General features: G+C 50.7%; 17 protein-coding genes. 2 read left to right on the plus strand and 15 right to left on the minus strand.

All coding sequences use genetic code 11. The features are described from left to right. The first annotated feature begins 17 nt into the window (after positions 1-17). Positions 18-836 carry an ABC transporter permease gene (locus tag EDM52_RS20585; RefSeq protein ID WP_122910817.1) on the plus strand — a complete coding sequence of 273 codons (819 nt, stop codon included), beginning with the start codon at positions 18-20 and terminating at the stop codon, positions 834-836. Then, positions 829-1,626: an ABC transporter ATP-binding protein gene (locus tag EDM52_RS20590; protein ID WP_122910818.1), complete on the plus strand. Its 798-nt coding sequence runs from the start codon at positions 829-831 to the stop codon at positions 1,624-1,626. Before EDM52_RS20585 ends, EDM52_RS20590 begins: the two co-directional genes overlap by 8 nt. A gap of 74 nt (positions 1,627-1,700) precedes the next feature. On the opposite strand, the gene EDM52_RS20595 is transcribed toward EDM52_RS20590, so the two are convergent. The 15 genes from EDM52_RS20595 to EDM52_RS20665 all read right to left on the minus strand — a co-directional run bounded on the left by EDM52_RS20595 (position 1,701) and on the right by EDM52_RS20665 (position 17,888). After that, positions 1,701-2,213 (minus strand): DUF2179 domain-containing protein, encoded by a 513-nt coding sequence (locus tag EDM52_RS20595; RefSeq protein ID WP_122910819.1) that lies wholly within the window; start codon positions 2,211-2,213, stop codon positions 1,701-1,703. Between the two features lie 120 nt (positions 2,214-2,333). Beyond that, the gene (locus EDM52_RS20600) at positions 2,334-2,624 is read right to left on the minus strand and encodes a DUF3817 domain-containing protein (protein WP_122910820.1); all 291 of its coding nucleotides are present in this window, start codon (positions 2,622-2,624) and stop codon (positions 2,334-2,336) included. A 97-nt stretch (positions 2,625-2,721) separates the two neighbouring features. After that, positions 2,722-4,251, minus strand: coding sequence for an MDR family MFS transporter (locus EDM52_RS20605; protein ID WP_122910821.1), 1,530 nt, complete (start codon positions 4,249-4,251; stop codon positions 2,722-2,724). Between the two features lie 129 nt (positions 4,252-4,380). Then, positions 4,381-4,950 carry an FAD-dependent oxidoreductase gene (locus tag EDM52_RS20610; RefSeq protein WP_122910846.1) on the minus strand — a complete coding sequence of 190 codons (570 nt, stop codon included), beginning with the start codon at positions 4,948-4,950 and terminating at the stop codon, positions 4,381-4,383. Positions 4,951-5,196: 246 nt separating this feature from the next. After that, complete coding sequence (gene cyoD, locus EDM52_RS20615; RefSeq protein ID WP_122910822.1) at positions 5,197-5,514, minus strand: cytochrome o ubiquinol oxidase subunit IV; 318 nt, start codon at positions 5,512-5,514, stop codon at positions 5,197-5,199. A gap of 1 nt (position 5,515) precedes the next feature. Further along, positions 5,516-6,136, minus strand: coding sequence for a cytochrome o ubiquinol oxidase subunit III (cyoC, locus tag EDM52_RS20620; RefSeq protein WP_122910823.1), 621 nt, complete (start codon positions 6,134-6,136; stop codon positions 5,516-5,518). Next, on the minus strand, positions 6,136-8,106 hold the full coding sequence (locus EDM52_RS20625) for a cbb3-type cytochrome c oxidase subunit I (RefSeq protein WP_122910824.1): 1,971 nt from the start codon (positions 8,104-8,106) through the stop codon (positions 6,136-6,138). Before EDM52_RS20625 ends, cyoC begins: the two co-directional genes overlap by 1 nt. A 23-nt stretch (positions 8,107-8,129) precedes the next feature. Continuing rightward, complete coding sequence (cyoA, locus tag EDM52_RS20630) at positions 8,130-9,083, minus strand: ubiquinol oxidase subunit II (RefSeq protein ID WP_122910825.1); 954 nt, start codon at positions 9,081-9,083, stop codon at positions 8,130-8,132. A 343-nt stretch (positions 9,084-9,426) separates the two neighbouring features. After that, positions 9,427-10,662, minus strand: a complete 1,236-nt coding sequence (locus tag EDM52_RS20635) for a cyanophycinase (protein WP_183185239.1) — start codon at positions 10,660-10,662, stop codon at positions 9,427-9,429. A gap of 2 nt (positions 10,663-10,664) precedes the next feature. Continuing rightward, positions 10,665-11,690, minus strand: coding sequence for an asparaginase (locus tag EDM52_RS20640; RefSeq protein ID WP_122910827.1), 1,026 nt, complete (start codon positions 11,688-11,690; stop codon positions 10,665-10,667). Positions 11,691-11,705: 15 nt separating this feature from the next. Next, on the minus strand, positions 11,706-12,674 hold the full coding sequence (locus EDM52_RS20645) for an ABC transporter ATP-binding protein (RefSeq protein ID WP_122910828.1): 969 nt from the start codon (positions 12,672-12,674) through the stop codon (positions 11,706-11,708). Positions 12,675-12,686: 12 nt separating this feature from the next. Continuing rightward, entirely contained in the window at positions 12,687-13,658 is a 972-nt protein-coding gene (locus EDM52_RS20650) for an ABC transporter ATP-binding protein (protein ID WP_122910829.1), read from the minus strand. A 6-nt stretch (positions 13,659-13,664) separates the two neighbouring features. Then, positions 13,665-15,236, minus strand: a complete 1,572-nt coding sequence (locus tag EDM52_RS20655; protein ID WP_122910830.1) for an ABC transporter permease — start codon at positions 15,234-15,236, stop codon at positions 13,665-13,667. A gap of 14 nt (positions 15,237-15,250) precedes the next feature. Further along, positions 15,251-16,174: a nickel ABC transporter permease gene (gene nikB, locus EDM52_RS20660; RefSeq protein ID WP_122910831.1), complete on the minus strand. Its 924-nt coding sequence runs from the start codon at positions 16,172-16,174 to the stop codon at positions 15,251-15,253. Positions 16,175-16,253: 79 nt separating this feature from the next. Continuing rightward, positions 16,254-17,888, minus strand: a complete 1,635-nt coding sequence (locus EDM52_RS20665) for a glutathione ABC transporter substrate-binding protein (RefSeq protein ID WP_122910832.1) — start codon at positions 17,886-17,888, stop codon at positions 16,254-16,256. Between the last annotated feature and the right edge of the window lie 167 nt (positions 17,889-18,055).

The raw sequence follows: 18,055 nt of genomic DNA on the forward strand, positions 1-18,055 counted from the left end.
CGGAGGAAGTGGGGAACGTGCACATGTATCACATCGCCAGACGGGAACTGAAGATGGGCTTTCGTAATCCCTGGTCCTACTCCTTCATGGCCCTGTTTACCCTCTTTACTCTTGCCTTGATGGTGATTCAATCCCGCTCCTATCTAGAGGGCTACACGTATACCACCGGAACCATGCTGACACTGGTACTCTATCTCTTGCCATTGATGACGATACTGCTCTCCTCCTTTTCCCTCACAGCGGAAAAGGAGGAAGGCAGCTGGCAGTTGCTCTCCACCTACTCGCTCACCACGACTTCCTTTTTGCTTGGCAAATATTTCGGCCAGGCACTGGTGTTGATCGTCATCATCTGCTTTGGCTACGGACTGTCTGGATTGGTCGGGATAATCATAGGCGCAGGCTTTACCTTTTCAACGCTCCTGTTCCTTCTTTCCTTTTCGATCTGCATCATCCTGATGTTTTTAGGGATTGCCATGCTGATCGGTGCCATGAGCAAAAACCGCTGGCAGGCGCTCACGCTGGGTGTCAGCATCTGGTTTTTTCTGATCCTGGCCTGGCCGACGCTTTTGATCTCAGTACTCAGCTTTGTGCCGTATACGTGGATCAAGCCCGTGCTGCAGGTCGTTACCCTGTTTAACCCGGCTGAATTTGTACGACTCTTTTCCGTCGTCTGGCTCGGCGGAGGATCGATCTTTGGACCCGAATATTATAAATGGGTGAACTGGTTTGACTCTCCATTCGGAGCTGTCGGCTTTGTCACTCTTTGCTTCATCTGGATCAGCCTGACGATGCTTGCAGCCATCTTTGTCTGGGAAAGGAAGAGGAGTCATGACTGAATTCGGATTGGTAATGAAGCAGGTAGAAAAAAAGATCGACAAAAAACAAATTGTCCATCCATTCGATCTGCGGATTGAGCCCGGCGAAGTGATTGCCCTCTGCGGTGGAAACGGAGCAGGGAAAAGCACGATTCTGCGGATGATTGTCGGGATCTTGCGCCCGACCTCCGGAACCATCGAGCTGAATGGATTGAACTGGAAGGAACAGCGTGTCGAATACCTGGAGCAGATCGGCTATATGCCTGACCATTTTCAGTTTGCTGCCGGATTGACTGCGAATGAAACGCTCTCTTTCTACGCTTCCTTGCGAGGTGTACCTCAAGTGAAGGTGGACGAGGCACTGCGGGCCGTGGGGCTTCAGGATGCCAAAAACAAGCGGGTGACTCAGTTCTCCAAAGGCATGCAGCAGCGGCTCCTGTTCGCCCAGGCCATCATCGCCAATCCGGCGCTGGTCGTACTGGACGAGCCCACCAACGGTCTCGACCCATACTGGATGGACGCATTTGTCGATCTGGTCAAGGGCTTGAAGGACGCCGGGCAATCGGTCATCTTTTCAACCCACCAGCTTCAGGTTGCTGATGCTGCTTCGGATCGTGCCATTTTTCTGATGAACGGCCAGATCGTCCAATCCGGCACTATTGATGATTACAAGACACGCTACGGTGCTTTGGGCTTGCACGGAGCTTTCTCGGATTTGTTTACACGCCCTGTGCCAGAACCCCCGTCCCCTGGCACCAGCAAACCCGGCAAGCCGATTGTCACGATCAAAGGACGAAAGGACAACCAATGAAAACAAGGCAGTCCGTTCGCTTTCTCCCGGATGAGAAAGGAATAGACTGCCTTTTTGAGCAGAGTGATCCTGTTTTAACCGCGCAATCGATTGACCCAGAACCCGCCCTTTAGATGCTTCGGCTCAAATGCGACAATGAATGCCTTGGGCGAGAGACTCGTGATCAGCTTCCACAGCTTCTTCTCGTTGCTTCTTTTCGCCAGTACCTGCATCATCAGGCGAGGACCGTCTCTGCCCTCTGCTACCCACGAGGTCACTCCATAGCCACTCTCACGCAGCTTTCCTGGCAGATCCATCTCCAGAGAGTCGACGACCACCTGCACCGTCACATAACCCAGTGCCAGCTTCTCTTCGATCTTGCTGCCGATAAAGACACCCATGCCCCAACCAATACAGTAAGCTGCCAGATTGATCGGATTATCCAGATTATCGAGAACAAGACCCAAGCCTTTCAGATAAACAAACACCTCAACCATAGCCAAAAGGGAAGCCATGACCCGGTAGCCTTTTATCACCATCAACATCCGCAACGTAAAAAACGAGACATACAAGATATTGATTCCAATGATGATCAGAACGAACTCCATTCCCGCGATTCTCCTTCTTTTCCGAGTTTCGTTTTCCTTCTCAGAGAAAAAGACGGGTTATCTCCCCGTCTTTGTTGCAAGCATTGTCCGATCAGCCGATCCCTTTTTTCTAACCCGTCTTTACGACTGGTTGCGCAGTCGTGTATCCAGCACGAAATTTCCGAATGGAATCAAGGATGCGATAAAGGCTCCGATCGAAAAGAGAACGGACCATTTGTTTTTGAAATGTACATGTGCCAATGCCAGACAGTACAGAACGAACAGTAAGCCGTGCAGAGAACCAGCAATCATCACTGCTTCCGGAACATCAAAAAAATACTTGAGTGGCATGGCAATCCCGAGCAGAAGCAAATACGAGATTCCCTCAATCAGACTGACGGCACGAAATCGTCCGAGAGCAGTTTTTAGCATGAGAGGATATCCTCCTTGATAGTCCAATTTCTATCATTATAAAATGAAAAACTATCAAAAGGAGGAAAATTCACCATTGTTCATAATACGTTCAAAACTACGCCATGCCCCCATCCGGCTTGGGGTTTGCAGCAGGCCGGCTCACCTGTACACGGTCTTTGCCCATCATCAGGATAAAGAGCAGCGCGAGTCCGGCAGGTACCAGCGCCCACATGAAGGTACTAGCAATCGAGGTAGCCAAAATTCCCGTGATCGTATCCAGAACAGGTTCGGGAATCGCTGCACGGGCCTCCGGGGCCAGAATGGCACGCGGATCATGGATCAACCCTGCCATCGATTCCTGACCGGCAAATGCAGTCGACATCTCGCTTTCAAACATGTTGCGCTGCAAGATCCCGAAAATCGTAATCCCCAAGGTCATCCCCAGCGAACGAAAGAATGAGCCAGTCGAACTCGCCGATCCACGTTGCCGCATGTCAAAGCCGTGAATCACAGCCATCCCCAGTACAGAAAAGGAAAATCCGACACCAAAACCGGTTAGGATCATGTAGGTCGTCAATAACCAGCGTGGAATATCCGGCGAGATCGTCCCCAGCAGATAGATGCCCGGGATAAAAAAGACCGCCGAGATCAGCATGATATTGCGGAAGCTGGTTCGCGTCGTCAGCATCCCGCCGATCTGGCTCCCGACTACGGAGCCGAGCATCATCGGCATCAGGATCAACCCGCTATTGGAAGCCGTACCGCCAAACACACCCTGAATAAAAATCGGCAGGTAGACCGTCGCGATGATAAAGGCCGCACCGTACATCAGGGATACCGAATTGGAAGCGGCAAACAAACGCCGCTTAAACATAGCGAATGAAATGATGGGTTCCGCAGCTTTTTTCTCCACCATTATAAACACGATGAACAAGACGATGAAAACAGCAAAAAGTCCCAGAATCTGCACGGAATCCCAAGCGTACTGATTGCCTCCCAGCTCCAGGGCAAACATCAGGCTGACTACCGCTCCTACGAGGGTAATCGCCCCCCACCAGTCAATGCTTTGCTTCCGGTGCTCCAGCGATTCCCTGTAGTTGAAAGCGATCAGCCAAAAAGACAAAATCCCGATCGGCACATTGATGTAAAAGATCCAGTGCCAGCTGATGTATTCCGTGATATACGCACCCAAGAGCGGTCCGAAAACACTGGACGTGCCAAACACCGCTCCGAAAAGCCCCGTCATTTTCCCGCGCTTTTCCGGTGGAAACAAATCAAAAATGATCGTAAAGGCAATGGGCATCAAAGCGCCGCCGCCGATCCCCTGAATGGCACGGTAAATACTCAACTCGACAATACTGCTGGCAGTACCGCAAAGGATAGAACCGAACAAGAAGACGATCAATCCGAATATGTAAAAACGCTTGCGTCCATACATATCAGACAGCTTTCCGAAGATCGGCATACCAGCCATCGTCGCTACCATGTATGCAGAGGTCACCCAGACGAACTTATCCATGCCGCCCATTTCTCCCACAATCGTCCCCATTGCTGTCGCCACGATGGTATTGTCCATCGATGCGATCAGCAAGCCGAGCAGGAGTCCTGCTACAACAAAATTTACCCTACTTTCTTTGGCACTCACGTCATACCCTCCCTATCCATCGCTGCCTGACAGGAAGCAGCAAGGCAAAGGACAAAGAAACACTTCCACCAAATCGCCCAACCTTGATTCAGGGAAGTGTTTCTCCGTCAATCTCGTTTCGAAACAGAATTAGTTGGTTTTCAGTACATCGTGATCAACGTAGCGCTCTCCGTTCAGCTCACTGATCACATTGATCGCTACCTTTGCCCCGTCGCCAGAGGTGATGATCGTATGTACGCTCACGCCTGCACACGTACCAGCGGCCCAGATACCTTCGATGTTGGTTTTTCCTTGAGCATCTACATCTACTACGTTCTTGATGCGCGGCTCTGTACCTTCCTTGATAGTTACACCGATCTGGCTAGCCAGCTCCACAACTGCACCAGTAGCGAGGATCACATGCTTGGTTTCATACGATCCTTGTCCTTCCACTTCTACCACCAGACCTTGATCCGCTTTGGAGACATTGGTCACCTGCGCCGTTACGATTTCAGCACCGAACTTTGCAGCTTGTTTTTTACCCGTTTCTACCAAGTCTGGTCCAGAGATTTCCATAATGCCATAGTGATTTTCCATCCAAGCACGTTTGGTCATGCTCTTGTCGTTGTCGATCAACAGTGTTTTCTTGCCTGCTTTTGCAGCGAACAAAGCCGCACTGCCGCCAGCAGGGCCTCCCCCGATAATCACGATATCGTACATGGAAATCGCTCCCTTCGTTTTTACAACATTATTATATACTTTGTATAAAAAAAGAAAAAGTCCTTGCTGCACTTTATTTCGCATTAGGGTTCCACTTTTCCTTGGAAGAAATGTATGCATGAACAGCTGAGGGTATTTCCCCCCGTAAGTAAAGCCGGGGGACACAGCGTTCTTCAAAAAAAAGAGGCATGACACCAAACCATCTGCTTGGGTCATGCCTCTTTTTCGCTATCTATTTTGATTCGCTTACACGTTAAACGCCATAATCCAGATCGATCCACCGATGATCGTCAGTACGATGAACAGACCGAGGATCAGCGTCTGCACGTTCCAGCGCGGTTTTTCTCCCTCACGGATATGCATGAAGAAGAACAGCTGAACGACAAACTGCAGGATTGCCATGATCATGATCGTGATATAGGTCGCTGTCTTGCTGAACAACGGGTTCATTACCAGTACGAGCGGAATGACCGTCAGCACGATCGACAGGATAAAACCGATCACATACGACTTGAGTGAGCCATGACTTTCTGCATGACTGCTGTGGTTTCCGTGGTTCGCCATCCTACATCACCCCCATCAGGTAGACGACCGTAAACAGGAAGATCCATACGACGTCCAGGAAGTGCCAATACAGGCTGAGTGTGGTCACTTTGCGACGTGTCACAGGAGTCAGACCGCGACGACGAAGCTGTATGATGATCGCCAGCATCCAGAACAGACCAATCGATACGTGCAATCCGTGCGTACCTACGAGCGTGTAGAAAGCCGACCAGAATCCACTCGTTGCGATTGTCGCACCTTCATGAACCAGATGGATGAACTCGGTAACCTCCAAGTAGATGAAGGAGAGACCGAGCAAAGCCGTCACGATCAGCCAGCCGATCAGTTCTTTTACTTTTCCTTTGTTCATCGCCAGAATCGCAAGTCCACTGGTAAAGCTGCTGGTCAACAAAATGAACGTGGAGGCGATGACACCTGGCAATGCAAACAGTTCCGCACCCGTAGGTCCACCAGCAAAGCTGTGGTTCATGACCGCATAGGTCGCAAACAGCGTACCGAATAAAATACAGTCAGTCACCAGGAAGATCCAAAAACCGAGTACCTTTAACTGCTCGTGTTCTTCATGACCATGCTCGTGATCATGTGCATGACCATGCTCATGGTTTTTCGCCACTTGTTGCATTAGTATACCCTCCCCAGTGAAGCCTCGGTGCGTCGCACTTCATCCACCGGTACGTAGTAGTCGGTATCGTATTGGAAGGAACGCGCCCACATGGTGAGAAACACGCCGATCATACCGATCGCAGCCATCCAGACCCACTCCCAGACAAAGCCAAATCCGGCAATAAACCAGAAGACAGACATGATAAACGGAAGCCCGGAGTTTTTCGGCATATGAATCGGCTCCAAGTGAACCGGCTCTTCTTTATAGGTTCCGTTCGCTTTTTCTTCCTTCACTCTCCAGAAGTCGTCGGTCTCTTTTACTTGAGGAACGACAGCGAAGTTATAGAACGGTGCAGGCGACGGAATCGACCATTCCAGCGTACGACCATTCCACGGGTCGCCTGTGGTGTCTCGTTCGCCATGCTTGATGCTGTACAGGATTTGCCATACTTGGAAGACGAAACCTGCCCCCATCAGGAACGCACCTACGGTAGAGACCAGGTTGAGCGATTCCCAGCCATAATCCCAGCCATATGTGTAGTAACGACGGGTCATACCCATGAAGCCAAGCGCGTATTGCGGCATAAAGCAGACATAGAAACCGATGTTCCAGAGCCAGAAGCCCCATGCGCCCAATTTTTCATCCAGCTTGAAGCCGAACAGTTTTGGCCACCAATAGTATATCCCTGCAAGGTAACCAAACACGACCCCACCGATCAAAACTTGGTGGAAGTGGGCAATCAGGAAGTAACTGTTATGGTACTGGTAGTCAGCAGGTGCTACTGACAACATAACACCTGTAGCCCCCCCTACGACGAAGCACGGGATAAAGGCAATCGTCCACATCATCGGCTGCTTGAAGGAAATCTTGCCTCGATACATCGTAAACAGCCAGTTGAAGACCTTTACACCGGTCGGTATCGCGATCAGCATCGTCGTGATTGCAAAGAACGCAATGACGCTCGCACTCGTACCCATTGTGAAGAAGTGGTGAGCCCAGGTAAAGAAGGACAAGATAGCGATCCCCATAACGGCTGCGACCATGGACTTGTAGCCAAACAGCTTTTTCTTCGCAAAGGTCGCTACAACCTCGGAGAAGATACCAAACGCTGGTACAACTACGATGTAAACCTCAGGGTGACCCCACATCCAGATCAGGTTGAGGTACATCATCGGGTTACCGCCGCCATCCATCGTGAAGAAGTGAGCGCCGGCAAAACGGTCAAGATAAAGCAATGCGATCGTAACAGTCAAGATTGGGAAAGCGAGAATGATCATGATACAGCTGGAAAATACGGACCAGCTGAACATTGGCATTTTCATCAATTTCATGCCAGGTGCACGCATTTTCAAAATGGTGACGATAAAGTTGATCCCCGTAGCCAAGCTACCGATACCGGAGATCTGTATCCCCCAAATCCAGAAGTTCTGACCTGGACCAGGGCTGAATTCATTTTGTGAAAGCGGTGGATACGACAGCCAACCTGCGTCCGGGGAACCCCCGATGACGAATGAAAGGTTGAACAGCATCGCACCAAACATGAACAGCCAGAAGCTGACGGCGTTCAGGAAAGGGAAAGCGACATCTCGCGCCCCGAGCTGAAGGGGAACGACCATATTGAACAAACCGAACATCATCGGCATCGCCATGAACAAGATCATGATCGTACCGTGTGTCGTAAAGATCGCGTTATAGTGATCGGAGTGCAAGAACTCCAGATTCGGGAACGCCAGCTGGACACGCATCAAGATCGCGTCCACCCCACCGCGGAACAACATCAGGAGGGATGCGATCAGGTACATAATCCCGATCTTTTTGTGGTCGACTGTAGTCAGCCATTCGCGCCACAGCCAGCCCCATTTTTTATATTTGGTTAAGACGAAGACGATTGCGACCATGGTCAGGGCAATGGAGACCATCGCACCGTAGATCAGCGGATCGCCCGTAACAAAGAACCAGGAACAAAACTCCAAAAAGCTCTCCCACATCAGGTATTCCTCCTCCCTTTCTCCTAGTGATTCATCCCAGGTGTCATATTCATATTTGGCATCTGAGGAGCCGATGTTTCATCCTTTTTATCGCCATACGTTCTGATCTCACTTGCATCCACCGGATGTCCGTGACCGTATTTCGCAACGATTTCTTCAAACAAACCTTCTGGGAAGGATGAGTAGGTCGCAACTTCCGTCAAACCAGGCTTTTTCAACTGTTCATAATCTTCCTTGGTCATGGCCGGCGTGGTACCCTTAACCTCTTTTACCCATTGGTCAAATTCTTCTTGCGTGGTTGCTTTTACATTGAAATTCATGTGAGCAAAGCCTTCACCGGTGAAGTTCGCTCCACGACCCTGGAATTCACCCGGTTCGTCCGCCTGCAGATACAGCTCTGTCGTCATCCCGGACATGGCATAAATCTGACCGCCAAGCTCAGGCACCCAGAAGGAGTTCATAGGGGCTTCAGCTGACAGATGGAACTGTACAGGTACGCCCGCAGGAATCTGCAAGTAGTTGACTGTCGCGATGTTTTGTTCAGGATAAGTGAACATCCATTTCCAGTCTAATGAAGTAACTTGAACCGTAATGGGCTTCACTTCTTTATTCGGTGACTCTTTTAACGCATAAGTATCGCGCACAGTAAAGTAACCCAAAATGGCGATAATCACGATTGGAATCCCCCACCAGATGATCTCCAGTGTCGTGCTGTGATCCCAGTTTGGCTTGTAGGTTGCCTTGTTATCAGGCGTATCCCGGTATCGATAAACGATAAAAGCAGTAAGCGCGATGACCGGTACGACAATGACCGCACACAATATAATAGAGATCATGATGAGATCATATTGTGTCCCCGCTACTGGACCTTTGGGGTTCAGTACTACATAATCACTACCGCAACCGGCCAGCAGGACACTCGCCAGCGTTGCCAAGACTCCGAACTGAAGTCGTCTCAGCCATTTTCCTCCACTCATTCTCCCAATCCCTCCTCGTTGACAAAAACAGCCATAACTTAATTGGAAGTCTTTTTTAATCAATGTGAACACATCTCGTTTGCGCACTCTCATGTTATCAAATCAAACTTGTTTTGGTACTGCTTTTTCACGACGTTCAATATTTCGTAGTTTTTCTGTTACAAAGTGTTCACTTCGAATTCACGAGTTGATCATAATATTGTTACGATTATCCTGCGTTTGATAAATGGTTCCAGCGTTGCCTGCAGATTCCCGTTCACTTAAAGGAAACAAACAGCAAAAAAGCCAGGATGCGGATAATGAGTTCCGCATTCCCAGCTAGTTGGGGCTTGCATTCGTGCACTTATTTTTTCTCTTTGATCTGTACTTCAATCGGAATGATTTCCATACTCACATTCAGGATCGAGGAAGCGTACTCCGTAGCATCGTAATACCCTTTTGTGTCCTTGTTTTTGGCGAACACCACGCTTACGCCCGTTCCCTTATCCTTCTTGTCGCCTAGGACAAAGGCCATTCCTTGCGCCTTGTCGGCTGTATTGTCTGCCAGATCATCCAGCAACGCATTCTTTGCAGCGTCCAGTCCAAAGATATTCGTGTTCAGTTCGTTTCCTTCATAATATTCTTTCCCTTTTGGGATCAAGGTTTTGGATTCGTCGAGTGCAAACTCCTTCGTGACATAGTTGTACTTGTCTCCTTTTTCAATGTAGGAGACCACCAGACCCGTATAGACACCCTTCTTGTCCAGCTTTGCCTTGGAGGCGTCGACCAGAATCATGCCGCTTTCACCAATTACCTGAATATCATTTCCTGTGACAACCATGGCAGAGTTTTCGTCGATTCCAAAGCCGTAATCGATTTTCTCATGGACAAGAGCCACGACCAGACGACCGATGCGTCCACGCTTGCTGAAATGCTGATCGACAATACCCCCATCGAAGAATCCGAGACCTTTTGTGACCCACAAGCCCGGTTTGGATTCGTCATAGGTGACGCCCAGCTGTAGGGCTTCCAGAGAAGTCGCATTTTGGATCATCGTATTGGACATGATGGCCGCCCCAGCTGAAGTACCTGCTACCAGACCACCATCCTTGTATACCTCCCACACGGCATCCAGTGCCTTGGTATTTGATCCATCTGGATTGTAAAACGCTTTGGTGATGCGCGCCTGATCACCGCCAACGAAAAAGAACGCTGTGCATTCGGATATCTGCGCGACAACCTCATCATTGTTTACTTTGTCTGCGTAATTCTTTTCCGTAATTTCGATGATGCGTACTTGATCGGCTGGAACGCCGTAATCTCCAAAGTCCTTTTTCATTTCATGGGATGAGCTCATCGAACCGCTCGCCGTCGGGAAAATCCCTATAACCGCATCGTCCTTGCCGCCTGCCAATTCGATCATTCGGTTGTACAACTCGGCATTGTCCGATTCATTCGCACCCCCGATGATGACCAAGCTTCCTTTAGCCGTTGCTGCCCCCTCTTCTGCAAAAGCTCCCGGCACAGTGAAAGCAAAAAGCAGCAGTGCAGCCAGCATGACAGTCAGCCATTTGAACCCTTTGTTTGAAACCATACCCATCATCAATTCCCCCTGTTTCCTTCAGTTTTTAATTGAAACACAGGCTCTACTTTCCCTACATGCTCCCCCTTCCTGTTTTGAATCACAGGTGTATGAAAGGCTTGCAGCGCCACTTCTTCAAGGGGTGCAAGCTCACCCATCTGTTTGAGCACTTCGACAGCTGCGGGGTAGGCAGATCGCCAATTTCCGTCTGTTACTTTAATGGCAATACCGATTCCCTTCTCCATGAGTCCCAGGCAATAGACCCCCTCTGCACCGCCTTTTGCCAGTACTCGCCCCTTCGTGATCTGCATCGCTTCTGTGCAGAACTCGTTGGCTCCACTGACCATTTCCGGATATTGCACCATAGCCTGGGTGATACGCTTGATAGCCTGTTTCAACGAAGGCGGCTGGATCTCCTCAGGGTGGGCCAGCCTCGCAAACACATACGCCAGCTTGGATAAAGGAATGCCGAAGTTCGGTACGCCACATCCATCGATTCCCGTGATCACCTGCTCCTCTGGCAGCTCTGCCAGCTCCAGCAAGCTCTCCAGCACCTTTTGCTGTACAGGATGCTCCATGCGATGATAGCTGTCGATATCGCTCTCCAAATGCATCGCGAGCGCCAGCATCCCGGTATGCTTGCCTGAGCAATTGTTGTGAATCGGGCTCGGCTTGATCTGTTTTTGTACGAGTTCCAGATAACGCTCCTGACTGTACGGCGGATGAGCGCCGCACTGGAGATGCTCCTCCTGCAGCCCGATGCGAAACAGCATAGAGTTTACGACCTGCGTGTGCTGTTCTTCACCGTTGTGCGAGCCACAGCAGATGGCAATCTCCTTGTCATTCATGAGAAAGCGGTCCGCTGCCCCCGATTGAACGAGTGGAATCGTCTGAATCGGTTTTAGCGCAGAGCGGGTAAACGTCATTCGTGAGACGTCTCCGACACGGTACAGAAGATTTCCCTGCCAATCGACAACTGCGATGCTGCCTGTATGTTCACTTTCGATATGATTTCCGCGTTTTACGACGACCAATGTTTCTTCCATATTGAGTTCCTCTCCTTAGGTGTAGAGATGACACGCTACCCCGTGATCCTCTTCAAGCTGAATCATGGTCGGCCTCACTTCTTTGCAGATCGCTTCTGCTTTGGGACACCTGGTCACAAACGCACAGCCCGCAGGTGGATTGGACGGCGAAGGCACTTCACCGCGCAACAGAATCCGCTCCTTTTTTCTGCGAGGATCGGCAGCAGGGATAGCAGACAAAAGCGACTGTGTATACGGATGCAAAGGCTTGGCGTAAATTTTTTCCGCTGTTCCCAGCTCTGCCATGCGACCCAGATACATGACTCCCAAGCGATTGCACAAATGCTTCACTACAGCCAGGTCGTGAGAAATAAACAAATAGGTAAGCCCGAACTCTTCCTGAATATCTTGCAGCAAATTCAAAATTTGGGACTGGATCGACACATCCAGCGCTGAAACGGGTTCGTCAGCAACGATGAGCTGCGGCTTGAGGATCAATGCTCGGGCAATGCAAATGCGCTGCCTCTGGCCACCTGAAAATTCATGCGCATACCTTTTCAAATAGGAACGGTTCAACCCGCACACGTCCATCATGTCCGCAATCATTCGCTGCCTTTGTCCAGAATCTCCAATCTGATGGGCTTTCAATGGCTCTTCCAAGATTTGCTCGATCGTGAAACGAGGATTCAAGGAAGCATACGGGTCCTGAAAGACCATCTGCATATCCTTGCGCTTCTCCCTCATCTGCGGCGGAGAGATGGTTGCCAAATCCTCTCGGCCAAACCACACCTGTCCGGAAGTAGGCTTGATCAGATTCAGCACAGCCCTGCCGGTCGTCGATTTTCCGCAGCCGGACTCGCCTACAAGCCCAAACGTTTCTCCTCTGGTGATCTCAAAGGAAACGTCATCTACGGCTCTGACAAAGCCCTGGGTCCGTTGAAAAATTCCCTTTTTCACGGGGAAGTGCACCTTGAGGTTATGTACTTCCAATAGCGATTCCGTCATGTTCGTCCTCCATTACTCGGCATACAGCCAGCAGCGGCATGTATGGCTTTGCTCCAGCTCTAGCAGCTCGGGATGTTCTTGCTCGCAGCGTGCGATGGCGTCCGGACATCTGTCGCGGAATCGGCAGCCCGGGATGACGGTATCCGGTGTAGGGACCTGTCCTGCAATGGAAAAAAGGCGTCTTTTTTTCTCCTCCAAATTGGGGATGGATTCGAGCAGACCGCGCGTATACGGATGCTTGGGATTGTGAAAAAGCGTATCCACATCTGCTTCCTCGACAATCTCCCCCGCATACATGACGATGACTCTGTCGCACATCTCCGCTACGACTCCCAGATCATGGGTGACCAGCAAGATCGCGGTCTGCGTTTTTTCTTTCAGCTCCCGCATGAGGTCCAGGATCTGCGCCTGGATCGTCACATCCAGCGCTGTCGTCGGTTCATCCGCGATGAGCATCTGCGGATGACACGCAAGGCCGATGGCGATCATCACCCGCTGACGCATACCACCCGAGAGTTCGTGTGGATAACTGGCATAAATCTGCTCGGCACGCGAGATCCCCACCAGCTTGAGCATTTCGATAGAGCGCTCCTTGGCTTGTTTCTTGGTCAAGTCCGTATGAAGCAGAATCACTTCATCCAGTTGGCGGCCAATCGTAAAGACTGGTGTGAGCGACGTCATCGGTTCCTGAAAAATCATAGAGATTTCATTGCCGCGAATCTTGTTCATTTCCTTTTCCTTGAGAGAGAGCAAATCCACGCCTTTGTAGCGAATTTCACCCGATACGATTTTTCCGGGAGGAGTCGGGATGAGTCTCATGATCGACAGCGAGGTCACGCTTTTGCCGCAGCCTGATTCCCCGACCAGCCCTAGCGTCTCCCCTTTTTTCACATGAAAGGAAATGCCTTTCACGACGCTATATTCTTTATCCTCATTGCGAAACTGAACGGTTAGCCCTTTTACTTCCAGCATCATGTCCTGCATGCTCGCTCACTCCTTCATTTTCGGGTCTAGCGCGTCCCTCAGGCCGTCGCCCAGCAGGTTGAAGCTAAGCACCGTGATGACGATCGCAAGTCCCGGAAAAAAGGTGGGGTGAAACAGGTTTCGACTGTTGTCCTTCGCCGCACTCAGCATCGCCCCCCACTCGGGAGCTGTGATGTCGCCGCCTAAACCAAGGAAGCTCAGTGAGGCTCCGATCAAGATGGCCGTACCGATACGCATGGTCAGATACACCATGACGACTGACATCGTGCCAGGGAAAATATGACGCATGATGATAACAGAGTCGCGCACACCGATCGATTTTGCCGCCTCGACATAGGTCATCTCCTTTAATGCCATAGCGCTTCCCCGTACGAGGCGGATAAAAATCGGGATCGTAAAGACCGCAACCGCAAAAATGATGTTGGTCACGCCTGGTCCGAGCAATGCAATGACAGCGATCGCCAGCAGGATACCCGGGAAAGCCAGCAGGACGTCCGTGAACCGGGTGATCCAGCCGTCGATCCATCTGCCGTAATAGCCGGCGACCAGTCCCAGTATCGTACCGATCACGGCACCAATCGCTACCGAAACAAAGCCGATCAGCATCGTCTCTCGCGTACCCAGGAGAACACGCGAAAAAATATCGCGATTCTGGTGATCGGTACCGAACCAGTGCAAGCTGGATGGAGGCTGGTGCTTGTAAGCATTGATCAGCTCGATTTGCAGCTCGCCCGGCTCCACGCTGACAGGTATCGGAGCGGCAAGTGGCTGATTCACCGCAATCGGAATCACGGTAGAAACGCCGGCCACGGACATTCTGACCGTCCCGATCCCCTCCCCGACTGCCTGGATCATTCCCTCCGGGGTCACTTCCACAATGCTGGAATCGGAGGACTGGAATACCAGCCCGCTCATCTGCCCTGCTCCTCCCTGTGTCGAAGAGCTGCTATTGGAAAAGCCATCGTTTGCAACCGGTTTGGATACTTCGACAGCCTTGTTTTTCTCCGTAAATGCCAGGATGTCCGCAAGGCCCGTCACTTCATTGCCATCCGTCAAAACCGCGGCGACCTCCACTTGGGCGCTCTCCCCCAACTTCAGGGAATATTGCGGGGTTTTGGCGAACAACCGTGACACATACACCTGCCCATCATCCTGGCTGGACACGATCACTTTGAAACGCGAGGCTAACTCGCCTGTTGCGATCAGGATCGATGTGGAGCCATCTCCACTTGCATTGACTAACACTCCATCTCCCGTTTTTCGTGCAGCCGCAATTTGACGATCCTCGCTGTGCAAGGTGAGATTGGTCCCTTCACCCCCCGACTTTTTGCTGCCATCACTCATCCACAGCACAAGCGGCACGCTCACACTGGTGATTTGATTGACTTCGATTCCCTTTGCCTGATATTGATCCGTGACAGGACGGTGCGGGTCAAAAGGAGCCAGCCAAGGAGCCAACAGGCCGACGACAATGATGGCCATAACGGCACCAAGAGAGATCAAAGCGACTCGTTGCTTGCGAAACTTGCCGAGAAACGTTCGAAAAGGAGATGGCGATTTGCGTTCATTGGTCTGCATAAGGACTCTCCTTGCTATTCGTAACGTATTTGAGGATTCAACAAACCGTAGCTAATATCCACAATCAGATTGACCACCAGGAACTGAACCGAGAAGAGCAGAATAAGCGCCTGGATGACGGGATAATCGCGCGTCAAAATGGAATCGACCAGATAGGAGCCCAGGCCAGGCCATGAAAAAACCTGTTCTACCACGACTGCCCCTCCAAGCAAAAAGCCAAATTGCAAGCCAGTCATGGTCACCACCGGAATCAATGCGCTGCGCAGAACATGCGTCAATACGATGGTCCACTCCTTTTGTCCCTTTGCACGTGCGGTCCGGACATAATCTTCACGCAGCACTTCCAAAATACTCGATCTGGTAAACCGGGCAATGATCGCGGCAACACCGAGTCCAAGGGTAAGGGAGGGCAGGATCAGATGACCGATGCTTCCGCTCCCGCTCGTGGGAAACCATCCCAGTTGTACCGCAAAAATCTGCATGAGCATGAGACCAAACCAGAATTCTGGAATGGACAGCGCGGTAATGGCGGAAACCATCCCGAGTCGATCCAGCCAGGAGTTTCTTTTGACTGCCGAAATAATCCCGACAAATAGCCCGATGACAACCGCCCACAGCATGCTGGCAAAAGTCAGGATCAGCGTGTAATTGAAACGGCGCAAAATCTCATCGGAAACATTCGCTTTCGTCCGGTAGGAGGTGCCGAAATCACCATCCAGCACGATGTTGCTGACGTAGCGTACATACTGTTCATAGAGCGGATCGTTGAAGCCCTCTTTTTCCTTGAGCATTTCATAGGTTGACGCATCGATTTCATTGCCATAAAGAATGCGGATCGGATCGCCGGGGGTCAGATGAACAAACAGAAACGATAGGATCGAGACAATCACCAGCATCGGAACTATTCCGACTGTTCGTCTTACGATAAAGGAAAACATGATGCTCACCTCTTCATGGAAGCGTGGAGCATGCAGTCCTCAACTTTCATTGAGGACTGCGTCCACAGCACGTTTTGCTCTATTTCTTTTCTACGTTGTCTACGACGACTGTATCGCTAGGCAGGACTGTGACGCTCGTGACGCTGCTTGCCTTCGCCACGACATTGTCCGGCACATGCAGGAACACCCAAGGCGCATCCTCCACGATGATCCTTTGCACTTCTGCGTATTTCTTCATCGCTTCATCTTTATTGGCAATCGTGATCGCTTCATCCAGAAGCTGGTCTACCTGCGGATTGCTGTAAAAGCCTGAGTTGTTGTTGGCCGGGCCAAAGCTTTTCGTATGGAAGTTGGGGCGAATGCCGTAATCCACTTCCCCCGTACCAGGCGACCAACGGCCGATCCACAGATCCGTACCCTTGTTGTTGTCCAGCATGTCAAACAGTGTACCGCTCTCAAAAGCCTGCACCTTCGCTTTGATTCCTACTTTGTCGAGCTGCATCGCCACATTTTCGGCAATGGCGATAAACTCACTGGAATTGCGCGTCCACAGCGTCGCTTCGAATCCGTCCTTCACTCCTGCTTCAGCAAGCAGCTTTTTCGCCTGATCAGGATTGTATTCATACACCTTTTGCTGCGCGTAGCCATACGTATTCGGGGCGATTGGAGAGTCCGCCACTTGTCCGTAGCCGTCGAGTACCCCTGCGATCAGATCATCCTTGTTAATCGCATGGTTCATGGCTTGTCTAACCCGCTTATCCTGATACTTCTTGTCTCTCATATTGATCCCGACGTAGTACACGTTCAGGGATGGAGCCGTAAATACGTTATAATTGCTGTCCGATGCGATTTCCTTGGCATTCAGAGTCGGCAGCTTGGAGATAATGTCGGTTTCGCCTGCCTTCAGCATGTTGATCCGCGTACTCGCTTCGGTCACAGGCTTATAGACGATAGCTTCCACCTTTGCTTTGGCATCTTTGTTCCAATAGTTCTCATAAGGAACGAGCTTCACATGCTGGTTGTCTTTCCACTCGCCGAACTGGTACGGGCCTGTTCCCACCGGATTGCGGTCCAGATTGAAGCTGGCGTCAGCCTGTTTCTTTTTTATTGCCTCCATCGACTTCATCGAAGAGGCAGGGTGTGCCAGATAGGAGAGCATGGTGGAATTCGGTGAAGTCGCCACGATGGTCACATGTGTCGGGTCTTTGACTACCACTTCCTTGATAAACGAGAAGAAGTTTCTACGCGCCATGCCGTTCTTTTCATCCAGAACAAAGTCGAGGTTGGCTTTCACGACTTCGGCGTTGAACGGAGATCCATCGTGGAAGGTGACGCCCTCGCGCAAGGTAAAGGTGATTTCTGTCGCATCCTCGTTGAAGGCGTACTCAGTCGCCAATTGAGGAACCGGCTCCATTTTGTCGTTGAAGGTCATCAATCCTTCAAACATCGTGCTCTGGACAGAAATGGAGTTGCCATCGGTGACATTCTGCGGGTCCATCGAAATCGGCTCTGCCTCCATCGCAAGTGTGACAACCTTGGGCTCTTCTTTTTTCTCTGTCTGTGTAGTCGCCGGTGCCGGGCTGCTCTGTTGTGGTGCAGCGGTATTGCCTGCGGGCTGCTCCTGTGGTTTTTCAGCCGTTTGAGAGCACGCCGCCAATAATCCTGCTGCCAGAACACAGCTTAAGCCGATACGTAGATGTCTGTTTTTTTTCATGAAATTTCCCCCTCCTAAAAATGAATGGCTGTCATCGACCTTTTTAGCAAGGACTGTGCCAATATTCAAAACTGCCCTAATCCGCCTGTTTATTTATAATTTTCACTCTTTTCTGGACATATTTGATTTTTCTCGACTATAATGGTTCACTAGCGTTGCATAAAAAA

It is taken from the genome of Brevibacillus invocatus, assembly GCF_003710915.1.
GTDB lineage: Bacteria > Bacillota > Bacilli > Brevibacillales > Brevibacillaceae > Brevibacillus > Brevibacillus invocatus.

Coding starts and splice junctions, on each gene's coding strand:
- EDM52_RS20590 (WP_122910818.1), top strand. CDS start 829: ATGACTGAATTCGGATTGGTAATGAAGCAGGTAGAAAAAAAGATCGAC.
- EDM52_RS20595 (WP_122910819.1), bottom strand. CDS start 2,213: ATGGAGTTCGTTCTGATCATCATTGGAATCAATATCTTGTATGTCTCG.
- EDM52_RS20600 (WP_122910820.1), bottom strand. CDS start 2,624: ATGCTAAAAACTGCTCTCGGACGATTTCGTGCCGTCAGTCTGATTGAG.
- EDM52_RS20610 (WP_122910846.1), bottom strand. CDS start 4,950: ATGTACGATATCGTGATTATCGGGGGAGGCCCTGCTGGCGGCAGTGCG.
- cyoD (WP_122910822.1), bottom strand. CDS start 5,514: ATGGCGAACCACGGAAACCACAGCAGTCATGCAGAAAGTCATGGCTCA.
- cyoC (WP_122910823.1), bottom strand. CDS start 6,136: ATGCAACAAGTGGCGAAAAACCATGAGCATGGTCATGCACATGATCAC.
- EDM52_RS20625 (WP_122910824.1), bottom strand. CDS start 8,106: ATGTGGGAGAGCTTTTTGGAGTTTTGTTCCTGGTTCTTTGTTACGGGC.
- cyoA (WP_122910825.1), bottom strand. CDS start 9,083: ATGAGTGGAGGAAAATGGCTGAGACGACTTCAGTTCGGAGTCTTGGCA.
- EDM52_RS20635 (WP_183185239.1), bottom strand. CDS start 10,662: ATGGGTATGGTTTCAAACAAAGGGTTCAAATGGCTGACTGTCATGCTG.
- EDM52_RS20640 (WP_122910827.1), bottom strand. CDS start 11,690: ATGGAAGAAACATTGGTCGTCGTAAAACGCGGAAATCATATCGAAAGT.
- EDM52_RS20645 (WP_122910828.1), bottom strand. CDS start 12,674: ATGACGGAATCGCTATTGGAAGTACATAACCTCAAGGTGCACTTCCCC.
- EDM52_RS20650 (WP_122910829.1), bottom strand. CDS start 13,658: ATGCAGGACATGATGCTGGAAGTAAAAGGGCTAACCGTTCAGTTTCGC.
- EDM52_RS20655 (WP_122910830.1), bottom strand. CDS start 15,236: ATGCAGACCAATGAACGCAAATCGCCATCTCCTTTTCGAACGTTTCTC.
- nikB (WP_122910831.1), bottom strand. CDS start 16,174: ATGTTTTCCTTTATCGTAAGACGAACAGTCGGAATAGTTCCGATGCTG.
- EDM52_RS20665 (WP_122910832.1), bottom strand. CDS start 17,888: ATGAAAAAAAACAGACATCTACGTATCGGCTTAAGCTGTGTTCTGGCA.